This is a genomic window from Nonomuraea sp. NPDC049625, from assembly GCF_040675285.1.
In the GTDB taxonomy this organism is placed as follows: Bacteria; Actinomycetota; Actinomycetes; order Streptosporangiales; family Streptosporangiaceae; genus Nonomuraea; species Nonomuraea angiospora_A.
This window is the reverse complement of the sequence record NZ_JBFAOQ010000002.1, coordinates 1,014,199-1,031,963: the sequence shown is the minus strand read 5'-3', so window position 1 is coordinate 1,031,963 and position 17,765 is coordinate 1,014,199. Positions and strand designations below refer to the sequence as shown.

General features: G+C 67.4%; 13 protein-coding genes. 9 read left to right on the top strand and 4 right to left on the bottom strand.

The genetic code is table 11. The annotated features are described in order from the left end of the window. Positions 1-4: 4 nt before the first annotated feature. Positions 5-1,018: an RNA polymerase subunit sigma-70 gene (locus AB0J87_RS12110; protein WP_363964547.1), complete on the bottom strand. Its 1,014-nt coding sequence runs from the start codon at positions 1,016-1,018 to the stop codon at positions 5-7. A gap of 590 nt (positions 1,019-1,608) precedes the next feature. Here AB0J87_RS12110 and AB0J87_RS12105 point away from each other — a divergent pair. The 7 genes from AB0J87_RS12105 (at position 1,609) to AB0J87_RS12075 (ending at position 10,881) form a co-directional block, all read left to right on the top strand. Further along, positions 1,609-1,887: a hypothetical protein gene (locus tag AB0J87_RS12105; protein WP_350734907.1), complete on the top strand. Its 279-nt coding sequence runs from the start codon at positions 1,609-1,611 to the stop codon at positions 1,885-1,887. Positions 1,888-1,891: 4 nt separating this feature from the next. Further along, positions 1,892-3,052 (top strand): hypothetical protein, encoded by a 1,161-nt coding sequence (locus AB0J87_RS12100; protein ID WP_363964545.1) that lies wholly within the window; start codon positions 1,892-1,894, stop codon positions 3,050-3,052. Between the two features lie 18 nt (positions 3,053-3,070). After that, positions 3,071-3,226 (top strand): hypothetical protein, encoded by a 156-nt coding sequence (locus AB0J87_RS12095; RefSeq protein ID WP_355192567.1) that lies wholly within the window; start codon positions 3,071-3,073, stop codon positions 3,224-3,226. Positions 3,227-3,290: 64 nt separating this feature from the next. After that, positions 3,291-4,778 (top strand): hypothetical protein, encoded by a 1,488-nt coding sequence (locus AB0J87_RS12090; protein WP_363964543.1) that lies wholly within the window; start codon positions 3,291-3,293, stop codon positions 4,776-4,778. Next, positions 4,775-6,418, top strand: coding sequence for an ABC transporter ATP-binding protein (locus AB0J87_RS12085; RefSeq protein ID WP_363964541.1), 1,644 nt, complete (start codon positions 4,775-4,777; stop codon positions 6,416-6,418). Before AB0J87_RS12090 ends, AB0J87_RS12085 begins: the two co-directional genes overlap by 4 nt. Then, a complete protein-coding gene (locus tag AB0J87_RS12080; protein ID WP_363964539.1) occupies positions 6,411-8,180 on the top strand; it encodes an ABC transporter ATP-binding protein in 1,770 nt (589 codons plus the stop codon). The genes AB0J87_RS12085 and AB0J87_RS12080 overlap by 8 nt, the downstream gene beginning before the upstream one ends. Next, the gene (locus AB0J87_RS12075; protein WP_363964537.1) at positions 8,173-10,881 is read left to right on the top strand and encodes a thiopeptide-type bacteriocin biosynthesis protein; all 2,709 of its coding nucleotides are present in this window, start codon (positions 8,173-8,175) and stop codon (positions 10,879-10,881) included. Before AB0J87_RS12080 ends, AB0J87_RS12075 begins: the two co-directional genes overlap by 8 nt. A gap of 338 nt (positions 10,882-11,219) precedes the next feature. Here the strand turns inward: AB0J87_RS12075 and AB0J87_RS12070 are convergent, their stop codons facing one another. From AB0J87_RS12070 to AB0J87_RS12060, 3 genes are all read right to left on the bottom strand, one after another. After that, entirely contained in the window at positions 11,220-11,405 is a 186-nt protein-coding gene (locus AB0J87_RS12070) for a hypothetical protein (protein ID WP_350734895.1), read from the bottom strand. A gap of 228 nt (positions 11,406-11,633) precedes the next feature. Next, a complete protein-coding gene (locus tag AB0J87_RS12065; protein ID WP_363964535.1) occupies positions 11,634-12,626 on the bottom strand; it encodes an AraC family transcriptional regulator in 993 nt (330 codons plus the stop codon). Between the two features lie 450 nt (positions 12,627-13,076). Continuing rightward, on the bottom strand, positions 13,077-15,365 hold the full coding sequence (locus AB0J87_RS12060; protein WP_363964533.1) for a hypothetical protein: 2,289 nt from the start codon (positions 15,363-15,365) through the stop codon (positions 13,077-13,079). Between the two features lie 172 nt (positions 15,366-15,537). Between AB0J87_RS12060 and AB0J87_RS12055 the strand changes: the two genes are divergently transcribed. Together AB0J87_RS12055 and AB0J87_RS12050 are read left to right on the top strand one after the other, a co-directional pair. After that, the gene (locus AB0J87_RS12055; RefSeq protein ID WP_363964531.1) at positions 15,538-16,902 is read left to right on the top strand and encodes an extracellular solute-binding protein; all 1,365 of its coding nucleotides are present in this window, start codon (positions 15,538-15,540) and stop codon (positions 16,900-16,902) included. Next, positions 16,899-17,765 carry a sugar ABC transporter permease gene (locus AB0J87_RS12050; protein WP_363964529.1) on the top strand — a complete coding sequence of 289 codons (867 nt, stop codon included), beginning with the start codon at positions 16,899-16,901 and terminating at the stop codon, positions 17,763-17,765. The genes AB0J87_RS12055 and AB0J87_RS12050 overlap by 4 nt, the downstream gene beginning before the upstream one ends.

Below are 17,765 nucleotides of genomic sequence, written 5' to 3'. Positions count from 1 at the left end.
GGGACTACTCCGTGCCGTCCGCCGGCAGGCGCTCCGGCAGCCCGAGCCGCGGGAACCGGTCGTCGTGGAACGTGACGATCTCGGTGATCGCCCCGCCGGTGACGCGCAGGACGTCGATCGTCAGCGGCAGGTACGCGCCCTCCCGCTTCCGCCAGAGGTAGAAGGCGACGGCGGGCTGCCGGTTCACGGAGGTGAGGACGGCGCGCAGGTGCTTCATGTCCTCGAAGCCGCTCTCGACCCAGTCGTTCACCACCGCGTCGCGGCCGACGTACAGGCCCGGCGTGGGTGGCATCGAGCAGCGGACGTCGTCACGCAGCAGTGCGGCGAGCCCGTCGATGTCCGTGGCCACGCTGGCGTCGGTATAGCGGCGCACCAGCTCGCGCGTCCCGGCGTCCTCCTCGCCGCCGGTCCAGTCCTGCCGCTCGGCGGGCAGGTGCTCCCGCATGCCGGCGCGGGCCCGCTGAAGCGCGCTGTTCACGGAGTTGACGGAGTCCCCGAGGAGCTCCGCGACGTCCTTCGCCGGCCAGCCGAGCACGTCCCGCAGGATCAGCACGGCCCGCGGGCGCGGCGCGAGGTGCTGGACTGCGACCAGGTACGCCAGCTCGATCGTCTCCCGCGCGACGGCGACGGCCTCCGGCTCGTCCGCGTCGCCCGCGGGCAGCTCGTCGAGCAGCCGGTCCGGGTAGGGCTGCAGCCACGGCACCTCGCCGCCGGTCGCAGGCTCCGGGCGGCACTTGGCGAGCAGGTCCAGGCAGGCGTTGGTGGCGATCCGGTACAGCCAGGCCCGGAACGTCGACCGCCCCTCGAAGGTCTCCCGCCGCCGCCAGGCACGGAGGAACGTCTCCTGCACGGTGTCCTCGGCGTCCTCGAACGACCCGAGCATCCGGTAGCAGTGCACGTGCAGCTCCCGCCGGTGCCGCTCCGCCAGCCCCGAGAACGCCGGCTCGTCGACCTCGCCCAGACCGCTCACACCCAGCCCGCTCACGCCCAGCTCCTCCAGCCGCGTGTCCGCACTCATCACGTCATCCTTCCGCCTCGTCGTGTCCCGTCGTAGGTGTGACGGGTACGAGCGCGACAACTCATCACTCGGGTCGGTCGGCATCGCTGATCCGGTGGCGGAGCACGACACGCGGTAGGGCGAGGAGGGCGCGGGTCCGCCGGGGTGGGCGCGGGTGCGCGACCGCCTGGCGCGTGACGGGGTCGCCTGGTTCACGACGACGCGGCGGGCCTGGGGTGTCATGCCGCCCGTACGCCTGCGGAACTCGGCGAAGCCGGCTTGCACCATAGATCAGCAGCCGATCGGCGCCGACCCAACGCTCGGCTGTCGCGTTGGCTCGCGGCGCACGGACCGGCGTCCTGATGACGCGGACAGCGAGCCCCCTCCGCACATCAAGACCGATTCAGGCCTGACCTGATCACAAAGATCCGGGTCAAACCATAAGCAATATCGCACAATATTTATGATCCCATGAAAATAGGAGCGTCCAATCCAAACCCGGCATGGACCACTCACAAGCCCGAGTGGATAACAGAAAATCCTCTTGTCAGCCAATCGACGACATTGCTATGGTCAGTAGCCGGAGACGAACCGCGACCTTCGGGAATCACATGGCCGATTCTGTTATTCGCCGGACCATGGGCTGGGAGTTGGAACGCTTCGCCGATCTGACGGGCGCCTTCATATTCGTTCGCAAACCCGTCGCGACATTGATCGTCGACAGATTCAAGCTCTATTTGCTGGAGATCTGCGACGGTCAGACCGTGGCGGCGACAGCGCAGCGCGTTTCTCACATCATGCCCGCAGTAAACATCGATCAGTGCATTGCCCTGGTGAACGAGCAACTACGCCAACTCGCGGCCCACGATCTGATTTCCCTGGAAGGGTAATACCGTGTCGTCGACCCCAGTGCATCAATCGGCCGTCGAGGCGGAGACAACGGTTTCGGAGGTGGAGAGCCGCCTGGGCACAGGAATGTTCGGCGATGGCGACAACGCCGACCAGACGGCCGACGTTTATTACCGAGGGCTCGGCAGACTGTGCGCCGATGTGATGCAGCTCGATCGGGAGGCGCTCAACGCCTGTGCGGCCCCTCAGCTTGAGGCCCTGCGCCGGGGTGCTCTGGATATCGCGCTCCGCGAATTCCAAGCCGGGCGGACGGAAGCCGCTCACGCGGCCATCAACGATTTCCTGATCATCGCAAGCGGCAGCGACGGGCAGCTCACCGTCGACGAGTCGCGGTCCAGGCATTTCCGTCCTCGCGTATGCCGCGCCATGCGGGGCACGTGCGCCGGCGAGGAGGTCCTGTCCCGTTGGAACGCGCAAACCGTCGCGGACGGCGAAAACCTTCTGGTGGCAGCCGTTGAGGTCGGAGACGACCTGGAGCGGGCCGCTGACCACGCGATGGACCTGCTCGCCGAAGCTCTGCCCGTGGTCGCTCCCGACGTCCTGCGGTGCGCCTACGGTCTCGTGCCGATCACCGGAGCGATCATCAGCGGGCACTTCGCCCAGACGCCCAAGCTGATTTTCGTCAATGTGTCCGCGCTGCGGAATGTCTACGATGCAGCCGAGTCGATCCTGCATGAATCGCTCCACCAGAAGCTCTTCGACATCGGGCTTGCCCGCACGATCTTCCGGCCAGGCTACGTGGACGCGGAGAGTCACACCACTCCCATTCCCTGGAGCGGGGACGAACTGAGGGTCCGCCAGTTCAGCGCCGATCGCGCCATCAGCGCCTACCACGTGTACGTGCACCAAACTCTGCTCTACCTGGCGTTGCTGACCCGCCGTCGCTCTTATGTCGAACCGGACCCGGAGATTCTGCACAGAACCGCGGTCGCATGGGCGCGGGCGCGTGAGTTCAGGCGAGGCCTGCACGGCGATGGCGCCCGGACCGAACTCGGCGAGGACGGGCTGGCCTTCCTCCACTGGCTGGACAGGGCGCACGACGCTCTCGGAGCCGTCGTTCTGCCCGACGGCTCCGCGCTTGCCGGCCATGAAGGGAGTTACGCCTCGTCCGCTTACAGACGACCCGCGGCGTCCGCCACGGGTTAGCCAAGAAAGGGGAGCCAAATGAATGCGATTGAGCTGCTCGAACGGGATCTGGCCGACTTGTTCGCCGATGTGGAATCGCTCGACATCCGGGAGACCCCCGTGGTCGGCACCGAGATCCGTGAGATCCGCGACGACCTCACGATCCTGGCGATGAACAAGCCGAAGACCAACTGACTCCTTCCGGCGTGCCCTGCCGCCACGGCGGCAGGGCACGCCTCTTTATCATCGAGCAGGATTGATGGATGATTTCTTGGTGGTTGAGCAGAACCTGCTCGCCGAGCTTGTCCGGGAGATAATGGAGCTGCCTTACGAGGATCTGCCGGACTGGCGGTCGCTTCACCACCGGCTCGCGGGCGTCGACGTCACTCGGGGCCTCTTGGCCGAGCACGAGCTCGACCGAGCCGCGGAGACACTCAGGTCGCTATTGCTGAGACGCGCTCACGCGATGAGCGAGCAGAGATTCCGCTCGCCCGACACGATGCTCCGGACGGTACTGCCCAGCGGGTGCGAGCTCGACCACAGCTATGAACGGAACATGACGGCTTCTCACCTGGAGGCACGGCTGGCTGCTGCCGTGGCGGAGCATGTTCCCACCGGATGGGCGCTGGAGAGCGTGGCTTTCTCCAGCGGAATGGCCGCACTCACCCATGTGCTGCAATCGCTCATTCATATGATGCATCCGACCGAGGCACACCCGTTGAAAATCGCATACTGGGGTGACTACTTCGAAACCGATCTCCTCCTGGAGTATCTTGCGTCTTCCGCCGTCTCTCACGAGAAGATCCCGCCGTCGGCGTTGACGGACCCGGCATCGTTTTCCGGCGCCGACGTCCTCCTTGTCGAGCCGGTTCGTTACAGCCGCACTCTGGATGTTCTGCCGCTGCGGCGGTGGCTGCGCGCCTGGGCGGAAGATCCGGCTCGCCCCCGGGTGGTGATCGCGGATACCACGCTGATCTCCCCGGCCTGGCCGATGCGGCAGGTGCTGGAAGCGATGGCGGGTCGTGACGCTGTCACGTTCATCGAGGTGCGCTCGGCGCTCAAACTCGACCAGCAGGGGCTGGAACTGGCCAATCTCGGCGTCGCCAATGTCCTCCATCACCAAGGGATGGTCGGTGGGGTGCCGCGGGCGGGCGAACTGGCGAAGGTGCTGCGGCTGGTACGTGGGGTGACCGGCGCCGGGCCGAGCGCCGCCGATATCGCGGCGCTGGACGCTCCCTTCCTGTTCCGCCCGGCCTGGCATCGACGGCACGCGGGCCAGGTGTACGCCAACAATCGGTATGTCGCCGAGAGGCTGGCAACGGTCAGCGGCGTGTTCAGCTCGGTGGTTCATCCCTCGCTCGCCTCGGAGAACGACATCATCCGCGACGCCCCGTTCGTCATCATCGAATTGGCCGAGGACAGCGCCGAGGACAGCGTCGCCAACCATGGGTTCGTCCTGGGTGTGCTGCGCCACGCGGCCGCCACCCGAGGAATCCGGCTCGTCCACGGCGCGAGCTTCGGTTTCCGATCGCACCGGTTCGACGCGGTCATCCCGCGTGTCAGCCGGCCGCGCGGTCTGCTCAAATTCGCCGCGGGATCACGAAGGGGACCGTTCCTCGACGCCGCAGCCGACATCCTCGCCGAGATCGGCCGCGTCGCTGGAATGGATGCCCTGCGAGCGCTTTATCCGGACGTGAAGGAGATCCCCCTCCTACCCCCTGAGGCGGATGCCGAGGAGCAGCCGTGAACCACCTTGCGCTGTCGGACCCCATTCGGGAGAACAAGAGGACAGTCGGCCTTCTCGTCGGGCTGGCCATGGTGCAGTGGGGCGCGGAAGCGTTGATCCCATGGTCGCTGGGCAGAATTCTCGCGATTCTGATCGACCCGACCTCCGGCCTGGTGGGCTCGATTGCGCTCCTGGCGACGCTGGCGGCGGTCACCATCGCGGCATCGATCACCCGTTATGTCGTGGCGGCCAAGTTGAAGATCCGGGTGTCATTCGACTTGAAGGCCCGTCTGGGCGATCGGGTCACCAGAGGCGTGCAGGGCTCCACGGGCGAGCTGGGCACCTCGGTCAACTCCGACACCGACGCGATCGGAGGCTTCCCGAATGCCATCGCACGGCTGCTCGGTTCGATCGCCGCGATGGCGGTGATCGCCACGTACCTGCTCGCGGAGTCCCCGGCGCTCGGCGGGGCCGTCCTGCTGGGCGTCGTGCTCGTCTCCCTCCTCACCACAAGGATCGCGGTGCCGCTGGAGGGCCGGCAGCGGGCCCACAGGAAACTCCTCGGCACGCTGAACGAGCTGGGGGTCGACCTCGCGGGAGGGCTGCGGGTGCTCCGTGGTCTCGGGGCGCAGGCCACCTTCGAGGAGCACTACCGAGTCGTGTCGAAGCAGACACTCCGAGCGGGCGTCGCGGTGGGGGGCACCCAAGCGCTGTTGTCGGCCTCCGCTGTCTTCCTGCCGAACCTGCTGCTCATCCTGGTCACCTGGGCCGGCGGACGACTGGCGCTGAGCGGCGAGATCGAACCAGGCGCACTGGTCGCGTTCTGTGCCGCGGCGGTGTTCCTGGTCGAGCCCGTTGGATCGGTCGCAGACTTCGTGAGGACCCGGGCCGGGGCATTGGTCGCGACAGAGAATTACAACGCCTGCCTGGGAGGCCCCGACCGGGAGCAGCTTCCCGTAGACGAACCGGGCGTGCTCACGGGTGAACTGACCACACCTCGCACGGGGATCGTGGTCCGACCGGGAGAGCTGGTCGTCGTCGTTCCCGAATCGCCGGCCGACGAGACGCGGATCGCGGAACACCTGGCGGGGCTGCGAGCCGATGATCCCGCCTGGCGAGCCTCGATCGGCGGCACCGCACTGGCCGAAGCCCCTCGCTCCGACGTACGCAAGACGGTGCTCTATCACGGCGCGCAGCCGTTCCTCTTCTCCGGAACCATCCGTGAGGCCGTCGAATCGGCCGGTGGCCTCAGTGATGACGAAGTGCTGGAGGCCCTGCGCACAGCCGTCTGCGACGACCTGCTGACCATGAGCTCCGAAGGCCTGGACCTGACGGTGGGACCGCGTGCACGCAATCTGTCGGGCGGTCAGCGCCAACGGCTGGCCCTCGCCTCCGCTCTCGCACGTCAGAGCCCCTATCTGGTCATGGTACGGCCGACAGAGGCGCTGGACAGCGCCACCGAGCAGGAGGTCGCGTCGCGCCTGCGCTCCTTCCGGCAGAAGTCGGGCACCGTGGTGCTGACCCGGAGCCCGGCGTTCCTGGAGCTCGCCGATCGGGTGCTCTACCTGGGACGCGACCTCGTCAGCGGGACCCACCGTCAGCTGCTGACGACCTGCAAGACCTACCGAGCCGTAGTCGCACGGGAGATCCAGGATGTCTGACGCCACCCTGCCGACAGCCGACAACGCGAGGATCCGCGCCGAAGTCCTGCGGCTGCTGAGGTCCAACCGCGGCACCCTGGGCGCCGTCGTCTGCCTCTACCTTGTGGCGGTAGCGGTCGGGCTGGTACCGCCGATGCTCCTTGGCGATGTCGTCGGCAGCATCGCGCACAGGTCGCCAGGATTTCCCCTTGACCTCGCCGTCGCGGGAATCGCGGCGTGTGTCCTGCTCCAGGGCGTCCTGGTGTTCTTCGCCAGGAAGTCGGCCTTCAGGCTGGGCGAGAGAGTGTTCGCCGACCTGCGCGAGACGTTCGTCAGCCGCGTACTGCGGATGCCGTTGCAGCGGGTCGAGAGCGTGGGAACGGGTGAGATCCTCTCCCGGTCCACCAACGACATGGAGGTCATCCATGAGGTCGTGAGATCCGGGTTGCCGGAGACGGTGGCCGCGCTGCTCACGCTGGTGCTCACGGTCACTGCTTCCTTCGTGGCCAACCCTCTCCTGGGCTGGACGGTGCTGGTCGGTGTTCCGATCATCGTGGTGGCGACCCGCAGGTACGCCAAGCGGCTCCGGAAGGCCTACCAGGACGAACTCGCCGCCCAGTCACGGCTGTCGACCCTGGTGCTGGAGACCGCGCAGGGCGCACAGGTGGTAGAGGCGTTCGACCTTGGCGGCCGGCGTGGTCGACTGATCGCTTCCGGCGTGGCCGAGGCCAGGGACGCTTCTGTCACCCCTGTTGATCTGTCGGCCCGGTGGTTTCCCCTCGTACAGATCGGCTATTTCCTGCCCTTGGTCGTCACCGCCGGCGTCGGGGCGTGGATGGTCGGCATCGGGCTGGCGGACGTCGGTGAGGTGACAACCGTTGTCCTCTACACGCAAGCCCTGATCGGGCCGCTCGACGACCTCGCCGACTGGTTCGACGAGTTTCAGAGCGGCTCAGCCGGGCTGGCCAGAATCGTCGGAGTGCCCGAGACACCGTGGGAGATCGAGAAGTCCGGCCCCGAACCGGTCGACCGATCGGTAGTGGTGGAAGGCGTGACCTTCGCGTACAAGCCGGGCCATCCCGTGGTCGAAGACGCCCACCTGCGCATCGGACACGGCACGAGAACGGCCATCGTGGGCCCGTCGGGGGCAGGCAAAACCACCCTGGCTCTGCTCATGGCCGGAGTCCAGCCCGCGTCACAGGGACGCATACTTGTCGGCGGCACCGACATCGCCAGTTTTCCGCCAAACGTTCTGCGCCGTCACATCGCGCTGGTCACTCAGGAGGACCACGTCTTCAAACGGAGCGCCGCGGCCAACCTACGCCTGTTCATGCCTGCAGCCACCGACGAGCAGGTGACCGCCGCTTTGGAGGCCACCGGCGCGATGTCCTGGATCTCGCAGTTGGACGGAGGCATCGACGCCGAGCTGGGAGAAGAGGCGTATGTCCCGACTCCAGCGGAGTCGCAGCAACTCGCCTTGGCTCGAATCCTGCTGAATCCCCCGGCGATCCTCATTCTCGACGAGGCCACCTCCGCGCTCCCCAGAACGACGCAGCGGCGGCTGGACGACGTGCTCCGCCGCTCACTTCATGGCCACACGGTCATCCAGATCGCTCACAAGCTGGACACGGCCGCCCAGGCGGACCTGATCATCGCCATGTCGGGCGGCCGTATCGCTGAAGTGGGCTCCCATGACGAGCTGCTCCGCCGCGACGACATTTACGCAAGGCTGTGGCGTGTCTGGGACACCGGCAGCAGCCTGGAGCACACGCCGAATGCCTGAGCAGGAAGCGTGGTCGGCGCTGCCGCTCGTGATGGTCCGCATGCCCGTCCTGCCGTACGACCTGCCGGACCACAGTCACGAGGGGGATCCCATCATCCGGCTGTGGTCGAACGCCGTCCTGGCCGAGGCTGTCTGGGTGGCCAACCCGCGCTTCGCGAGCCGCCTGGATCTCTATGCGTCGGGAGCCTGGCAGCCTGATCCCGAGGCCCGGCAGCGCATGCAGCGGACCTTCCTCAAGTACGTCAACCGTATGAGCCATCGTCCCACGCCCTTCGGTCTGTTCGCCGCCACGGGCTTCACCACCTGGGGCGCGGGCCAGGGCGAGATCCGCCCCCGCGCCTTCACCAAGAGGGTCAGGTTGGACGCCACCGTGGCGTGCCGTCTCGCTGACAGCACCGCTGCCACGGTCGAGGTGAACCCGAGCCGGCGGGTGACCGCTCGGCGGATCCTGTTCGCACCGCCCGGTAACAACGTGACCATGCGTTCGGTACGACGGCTGCCCGTCGTCGACACGATCTGCGGCTACTGCACCGAGCCACGTGACATCGACTCTGTTGCCGAACTGGTTCACATCACGGACCCAGGGATCCTCGATCCTCGCGCTTTTGTCGGCCGGCTGCGGGAGGCCGGGCTGCTGGTGAGCTCTGCACGTCGGCCTGCGCCACATGAGTTGGGCTATCGGGTTCCCCTGCTGCGTCAGCTCGAGCAATATCCTCTCGGGGAGGGGATCGACGCGGTCAAGAAGGCGACTGAGGTCTTTGAGTGGCGGGATGCCCGCGCGTGCCTGGCCATGGATCTGGCCATGTCCGTGGACGGCCGAGCGCCGAACGCCCTGAAGCACGCCTTGCTCGCGGCCATGCCGATCCTCCTGCGGTTGGCCATGGCGCAAGAGCCGGACCGGTGGATCGCCGACTTCGCAGAGAGGTTCGCACGACGTTCCGGGCATGAGGAGGTCCCCCTTGAGCGAGTGCTGGACGAGGAAGGGCCACCGGCACCAGGCGTGGCCGATTCCCCGCGGCTGACAGCGCTCCGGGCTGCCCTGATCCGGCGTGCGGCAGCGAACAGGGTCTCGATCGTTCCGAAGGACGTCGCCACCCTGCCTGTGCTGAGCCGGGCTGCCGTGTCGTACGACGTCTTCGTCCAACGAACCAAGACTGGCGATCCACGGGACCCGGGCTGGGTGCTGGGGCCACGAGGATTGGCCGGCCCCGGCGGCCGGGCCTTTTCACGCTTCGCCGGACTGGACCCGCGTGTTGAGGAACATGTCGCGGCGGCGGTGCGTCATGAGGGCTCGGAGGCGCTTTTCCTGGCCATCGACTATTGGCAGGACGCTTTGCGCAACCTCGCCACCGGCTGTTCTCCCTACGAAGGGCTGCTCGCCTGGTCGTCGGCTCCCTCAACCGCGGAACGGCCCGTGACACGACCCGCCGACCTGGTGGTCGGTGTCTCGGATGGCGTGCCGTACCTGCGGTCGCGGACTGACGGGCGCAAGGTCGTCGCACGTACCCACCACCTGGCCAATACCGGCGATGCGCCCCCACTACTGGATTTCGCCCATCGGGTGTCCACCTTCGGCACTGCCGTACCCGGCTGGGACTGGGGTGCCCTGCCCGCGACGAACAGTGCACTGCCGCGGGTGGAGATCGGCGATCTGATCATCTCCCCGGCCAGGTGGCGGATCGACGCAGCGCTCGGCGGTCCGGCGATGCCCAGGTACGTGCATGTCGGGGAAGGCGATACCCGGCTTCTGCTCGACCTTGAAAACCCCCTGCACCGGGACCTCCTCGCGGACGAAAGGCGCCGTGGACGCGAATGGGTCGAGGAGTCCTTTGTCAGCGAGATGGCTGACCGCCCCGTCGAATTCGTCGCCACCATGGTCAACACGGAACATCCCCGCATACCGGCGGACGTCTCCCAGGTGACCGAGCCGGTCGTGCACCTTCCTGGCGACCGGTGGTGGGCCTTCCACATCGTCGCTGATCCCGATGACGAGGACGAGGTGATCCGTGTCCTCGGTAACCATCTTGAGCGCCGGAAGGCGCAGTGGTTCTTCGTCCGGTACGACGATCCCGTCCGGCATCTCCGAATCAGGATCCGGAGCGAAGACACGAATGTCATCGAAATGAGTCAGGTGCTTCGGGTACTGGCCGGAAAGGACCTCGTGACCACCTTCTCCATTGAGCCCTACCGCCCGGAGACCCGCCGATATGGGGGTGCTGAAGGCCTGGCCGCCTGCGAACGCTCCTTCTGCGAAGACAGCAGATCCGCACTCGCCTGCCTCCGGCCGCTCCGGCAGTCACAACAGGACAGGGCCCTGCTGGCGGCCGCCTTGACCCATCTCTATCTCGGCTCTTTGCGCGCTCCTACTGATGTCGTCACTGAGGTGCTGACCCGTATGAGCGCGGGGCTGCCGGCTCGGAAGGTGTCACGACGAGGTGCGCATGAGGCCCGCAAGGAGCTCATGAACTTGCTGACGGAGGGGCAAGCGCCCTGGCTCACGCACATTCGAGGGTTGTACGAAACCCGCACGGCGGACAGCCTCTCAGATTTGGCCGACAATATCGGCGTGGTCCGCAGCCTGACCCATATGCATCTGAACAGACGCGGCATAATGCCGGCCGATGAGCAAGTGGGAGCGCTGTGGCTACTGGAGACCCAGCGACGGCTTTCGGGCCGCCGATTGCGTTGGGGTCGTCGGTGATGTGCTGGAGGTTCCTCCAGCGGCCCGGACGGCGGCCCCGACGGCGCAAGGCGTGCCAGGCGGCTGAGGTTCCGCAGGCCACCTGGCACCGCAAGAGCCGCCAAAGCCCAGCTCAGGTCCGCCCGGTCAGGGCGCCGAACCGGACCTGTCGTACGCCGCCTTCAACCGTGCCTACTGTGAGCGAGCCCGCAGCGGACGGCTGCGGCACGGCGTGCCGGTACCGCTGACCGAGGCCGGACTCTGGCGGGCTGACCAACTCGAGCTGCGTGAGCGCGGCGAGCCGTGGGGCTCGCCGGCCGTCATCCCTGGTCGGCGACCGGAGCTTCGCTGTTGCCTATTCAGAAATCCCGGTTCCCGACCGAGAAGTCGCGGTTCCCGACTGAGAAGTCGCGGTTCCCGACTGAGAAGTCGCGGTTCCCGACTGAGAAGTCGCGGTTCTCGGCGCTCGCCGGAGCGGCGGCGAACGCGAGTCCAGCCCCGGTGAACGCCAAAGTCGCGGCCAGGGCGAGAACGCTCTTGCGCACTTTTCCTCCTGATGCTCGTGTCTCTCGGTCTCCTGCAGTGGATCGTACGGAGAGGTGGAATGCCGGACTATCCGGTAAGCGAACGGCCTGCGGCGCGATCCGGATACCGGACGATCGTCATCGCGCGGAGCCCGCGCGAACAGTGGCGAGCACCAGGACCTCATGGCGGACGACGCCCTCACCCTTCAACCGGTCGGACGCGTCTCGCAGCCTCAAGCATCGCCTTCACTATCGTCCTCGACGTGTGGCGGAAGGCGCGTGACCGTAGGTCTGGCGGTAGAGGGAGGCGAACCGGCTCAGATGCACGAAACCCCAGCGGAGCGCCACCTCTGTAACAGTGGTCTGGCTGCCTGTCTCTGCCATGTGGACAAGATCGGCGTGCGCCCGGGCCAGCCGTACATTGCGCAGATAGGCCATGGGTGTTGTCTGCAGGTGTTCGCGGAAGCCCGCCTGAAGGGTACGGACGCTCACCCTGGCCGCAGTGGCGATGTCTCCTAGAGTGATCGGCTCAGCGGCGTGTTCTTCGCAGAAGTGGCGTGCGCGTCGAAGCGCTGCGGAGGTCGACGGGGCACTGGGCCCGTCGAGGTCGGCAGAGTAGGTATGGGGCTGTGAGCCGAGCATGGTGTGCAGCAAAAACTGCTCGAAATGGTGTTCGGCGAGAGATGAGGCTGCAAAGGGGAACGGTATTCCTGCCGTAGCGGGGAGGGAAAGTGCGGTGAGTGCTCGACCCAGAGGGCTCTCATCGACGACTTGCGGCTCGAAGTGCATATCTTTTTTCGGGGCGTCACCGAGCCGATCCTCAAGGAGGCGATCGACAAGCACCTCAGGAATCTGGATGATCATGACATCGTGATCGACGCTCCAGTTCATGTCGATGCGCTGCCGAGGGCCGATGATGGTAAGTGGTGCGGCAACGTCCTGGCGGCCGACCGTCAATCTTCCACCACCGGTCAACGGCACGTGAATGTTGTAGAAGTCGGGCAGCGCTGGTACTTCGACCCGGATTTCGGCCCCGTACGCCAGTGTGTGCAGGACGATGTTCCCGCGGTGCAGAAGCCTGTACCGGCCACCGTTCGAATGGCTTTTGATGACCTTGAGACCGTGCGGCGAGAAGTTCTGCGAGACCTGCGCTCGCATTTCCTCTACGTCGCCTTTGAATATCAAGGCCGGTGCCGATGGACTCGGGAGGCTTCCCAAGCTCTGTGATCTCAATTCATTCATGGTCTTGATCCCCCAGCTCCCGTGGCTGGACCTACCCAATTGGCCGGACAGAGGTGTGTCAAGCGATCTCGCCCGCAGGAGAGGAGCGACTCGGTCTCAGAGGAACCGCCCGTGTCGCCTCGCTCGGAAGGGCGGGTCCGCCGCGCGGTGGAGACAACGTGTCCGGCCCTGATCGCGGACGTCGTGCACATCCTGCGTCGATTTCCGCCTCACGGTATGAGGCGCGGATGAGCCTAGCGACGCGCAGCGGCAGGCAATATCCGCGTCACGTCTGATCCACTGCGCGTTCGGGATGGATTCCGTCCAGTTCTCGCAGGAGTTCAAGGAAGAAGCCGTCCGCATGGGGCTGGACGGTCGCGTCGGTGGCGCGGGAGTTCGGGATCAACGGCACAGGCGCAGGTCGCGGATGGCCGGCGCTCTCTGCACCCCAGGGCAGGGGAGAGTTCGGCCTCAGGGCAGTTGGTCAGGGGTCGCCGTCAGACCGAAGTAGATACGCGGGGCGCCGTCCAGCCGGACCTTGACCTTGCCTTCGCGGGCGGTGAGCCGTCGTTCCCTGCCGATGCAGTCGAGCTCCCTCACCGAGCTCCCGGCGGCGGCCACCTTCAGGTCCGTCTTGGTCAGCCAGCCGTCCACCCACGGTTCCGGTGCGGCGAACCAGGTGGAACCCGGCGCGTGGTCGGTGTTGAGCAGGTATCCGTCCTTCCTGCTCCACAGGATCGAGACGGGTCCGTCCGGCGTGCTGAACAGCAGTCCCTTCAGGTCGGGGTCGGCCAGCTCCAACCAGCGTACGAACGTCGCCCTGTCCAGCACCTGCGCGGCCGTGGCGTAGGCGAGCATGGACGGCTTGGCGCTGGTGTCGCGGTTCATGAGCCCGTAGTGGTACTCGGGGTTGGCCGGGTCGGCCATCTGCGGCTTGCCGAGGACGCTGTCGTGCAGCTGGTACCAGTTCACGCAGCGCACCCCCTCGGCCTTGGCCAGCGCCAGGGTGAGCAGGACGTTCTCCGCGGCCTGCCGGTAGGTGTCGTGCCACCAGCTGTTCGGCTTCGTGCAGGCGTAGGCCTCGGTCAGCCACAACTCCTTGTGCCCGTACTCCGCGATCATCTCGCGGGCCTTGCGCAGGCCGCCGAGGAAGTTCCAGTAGGAGCCGTTGCTGCCCTGCGTCCATTCCTCAGGAGGCGGCGCGTAGTCCGGCGTGAAGTTGCCCCTGCCCGGGTGGAAGGCGAACCCGTCGATGAGGTCCCAGCCGCCGGCGTCGTGGAAGTTCTTGGTCCAGACGTGATCCATGCCGGCCAGGCCGGCGTTGAGCACCTTGGTGGGCGCTCCCGCGGCGGTCAGCCGGTCGCGTACCGGGCGCAGTCCGTCCCGCACGTAGGCGGCGGCGGTCTCGCCGCTCATCCAAGGCTTGTTCACCTCGTTGGCGACCTCGAAGTAGCCGGCACCCGACCCGATCGCCTTCTGCGTGTTCGCGTCGGCCCAGGCGGCGACCTCGGCGGCCGTTCCGCCCAGGGGGATCCCGGCGAGCTCGATGTTGTGACTGATCCCCGCCGCGTCGAGGGTGGCGGGCGGGAGACCCGGCCCGCCGTCGTAGGAGATGCGGACACGCTGGATGCCCAGGCGTTGCATCAGTCCCACGACGGCGGCGGTGTCGGGCTTGAGCAGCCAGGGGTAGTTGGCGATGCCGAACATGCTGTCGGCGCCCGCCTGGTAGGTGTGCGGCGGCAGGACGGCGAGGTTGGTGCGGGCGAACGCGCTGTCGGTGCCCGCGGTGGCGCTCACCTCGGTGAACACGATCCCGCGGGGTGGCGAGGTGACGGTGAAGGTCTGTTTCCACGCGGCTCCCGCCGCGACCGTGCCGGTCACGCTGCCGCTGGCCAGCGTCTTGCCGTCGAAGTCGCGCGCCCACCACGACAGCTTGACGTTGCGGGCGGCCTTCCCCCCGTTGGCGACCTCCGCGTGCAGGGCCATCGGCCGGCCGCCGGCGTCCCAGAGGGAGAAGGGCTGGTCCGTCCAGACCTCCACGCCGAGGGGAAGGCCCGCGCCCATGGTGCCGCCAGCCGCGGGCCGCATCGAGCCGAGCACCAGGTCGGCCTCCGTCACGGCCGCGCTCGCGGTCCCGGTGCCCGGCGCGTGGATCCAGGTGGCGTTGGTCCAGGCAGGGGTGGTGGTGGCCAGCCGGAAGTAGGCGCGGGTGTCGGCCCAGGTCTCCTGGTAGACGACCCCGGCATTGCCTTCGTACGGCACTCCTCCCCCGGCGTCGCGGTTCCACGTCGTCAGCGCGGCGAAGGACTCGGGCGCCGAGGGAGAGACGACGGTGCGGCCGAGCATGAAACCGGCAGGGATCAGCGTGGTCGAGCCGCCGACCTCCCAGCGGAGCTTCGCGCGGTGCGGCGCCACGCTGAAGACGCCGCGGACGGTGATTCCGGCGGCCGTGCCGGGGAGCGTGTAGTCGACCTGGATGGCCTGCGTGCCGTCCTGGAGCGTGAGGAGCGACGGCGTTCCGCCGGTGGTGCGCTGGATGCCGGTGACGGAGTCCTTGGCCATGAACCCGGTGAGCCTGACCCGCTCGACGCCACCGCCGTCGCGGACGGTGATGCCGCCGTCGGTGGCCGCGGTCAGCGTGATGCCGTCGGCGGAGATCGAAGGGGTGTCGGCCTGGGCTTGTGCCGCGGGAACCAGCGCCCCTGCGAGTCCGGCCGCTACGGCTCCGCCGAGGAAACGGCGTCGGGGGATGTCGGACATGAAGATCTCTTCCCTGTCGACCTAATGCGGATTAGGAAGAGGTGTACTCCGGCCGGAACGAGAGTGTCAAGGGCGATTTGTGTGCATCACGTAATCTGCCGGTAACGCCTTGACACACCCTCCTAATGCGGATTAGATGCCACCTAATCCGCATTAACCCAGAGGAGTAGCCATGGATGTGCCAGCCCCCAGAAGGTGGATGGCGGGGGCGCTCGTGCTCGCCGCCGCGACGGCGGGCTGCTCGTCCGGCTCGTCGGGTGAGGACTCGGGCAAGACCACGATCACCGTGGCGGGCATGCCTCCCACGACCGCCGCGAAGACCCGCACGCAGTTCCTCGACGCGGTCGCCGCGTTCGAGAAGGCCAACCCCACCATCAAGATCAAGCCGACCGACACGCAGTGGGACGCCAGGACGTTCGCGACCAGGCTGGCCGGCGGAAACGCGGAGACGGTGCTGACCGTGCCGCTCACCGAGCCGCCGGGGCTCATCGCCCGGCGCCAGGTCGCCGACCTCAGCGCCGAGATCAAGAGCCTGCCGCACGCGGGAGACTTCGACCCCCGCGCGCTGGCTCCCGCGACCGGCGCGGACGGCAAGGTCTACGGCCTGCCCGTCACCGAGTACGCGCTGGGCCTGGTCTACAACCGCGCCCTGTTCACGAAGGCGGGGCTCGACCCGGACCGGCCACCCGCCACGTGGGACGAGGTCAGGGCGGCGGCCAAGAAGATCGCCGGGACGGGAGCCGCGGGATACACGCAGATGACGGTCAAGAACACCGGCGGCTGGATCCTGACCGCGATGACCTACTCCTTCGGCGGGCGGATGGAGAAGCAGGAGGGCGACAGGTACGTGCCCGCGCTCCTGGACGGCCCGGCGGAGCAGGCGCTCCGGCACCTGTCCACGATGCGGTGGCAGGACGACTCCATGGGCGCCAACCAACTGCGCACCCAGCAGGACGCGGAGCGCGACTTCGCCGCCGGCAAGATCGGCATGATGATCGGCACCGTCAACAGCTACAGCCGCTACACCACCCTCTACTCCGGCAAGCCGGACGACTTCGGCATCGCGGCGCTGCCGCAGCAGGGCGGCGGCAAGGCGACACTGCTGGGCGGGCTGGTCGCGGCCGTCAACGCCAAAGCCACGGCCGCGCAGCGAGCCGCCGCGGTGAAGTGGATCGACTTCTACTACCTCAAACCCAACTACGACCCGGCGGCCGCCGAGCAGCTGGCCGTGGCCAACGCCGCGGACAAACTGGCCGTCGGCCTGCCCACGCTCCCGTTCTACGGCACGTCGGTGTCAGGCCCGGTGAACGCCGCGATCGCCAAGCACGGCAACATCCCGGTGTCGAACTTCGCGCCCTACGTGAAGGACACCGACAAGCTGGAGTACGTCGTCGAACCCCCCGTCGCCGCCCAGGACCTGTACGGCGCACTCGACACCGCCGTGCAGGCCGTTCTGACCCGCAAGGACGCCGACCCGCGCGACGAGCTGACCAAGGCGGCGGCACGGGTCGCGCCGCTGCTCGAGAAAGCCCAGTGACCCGGGGCAAAGGCGTCGCGGCCGCGCTGTTCCTCATCCCGACGGTGCTGGTCTTCGGCCTGTTCTCGTGGTGGCCGATCATCCGCAGCGTGGTGCTCGGATTCCAGCAGACCAACCTGGTCGAGGCGGCGACCTTCGCGGGCCTGGACAATTTCCGCACCCTGCTCGCCGACCCCCTGCTGGGCACGGCGGTGCGCAACACCCTGCTGTTCACCGGCCTGGCCCTGCTGATCGGCTTTCCGCTGCCGCTCCTCCTGGCGGTGCTGATGTCGGAGCTGCGGCGCGGCTCCGGGCTGATGCGGGTGCTGGTCTACCTGCCGGTGGTGGTGCCGCCGGTGGTGGCCGTGCTGATGTGGAAGTGGTTCTACGACCCGGACTCCGGCCTGTTCAACCAACTGCTCGGGCTGGTCGGGCTGGGACCGTACCCCTGGTTGCAGTCCACGGGCATGGCGATGCCGAGCCTGATCCTGGAGGCCACCTGGGCGGGCGCCGGCGGCGTCGTGCTCATCTACCTGGCCGCGCTGTCCAGCGTGCCGACCGAGCTGTACGAGGCGGCCGAGCTGGACGGAGCGTCGGTGTGGCGCAGGTTGTGGCATGTGACGCTGCCGCAACTCCGGCCCATCCTGCTGATCATGCTGCTGCTCCAGGTGATCAACACCTTCCAGGTGTTCACCGAGCCGTTCGTGCTGACCGACGGCGGGCCGGAGGACTCGACGGTCACGGTGCTGCTACTGATCTACAGGTACGCGTTCGTCAACGGCGACTACGGCACGGCGGCGGCGTTGAGCGTGAGCCTGGCCGTGGTGCTGGCGGTGCTGTCCGCCGTGTACCTGCGGCTCACCAGAGCTTGGGGGACGAAGTGA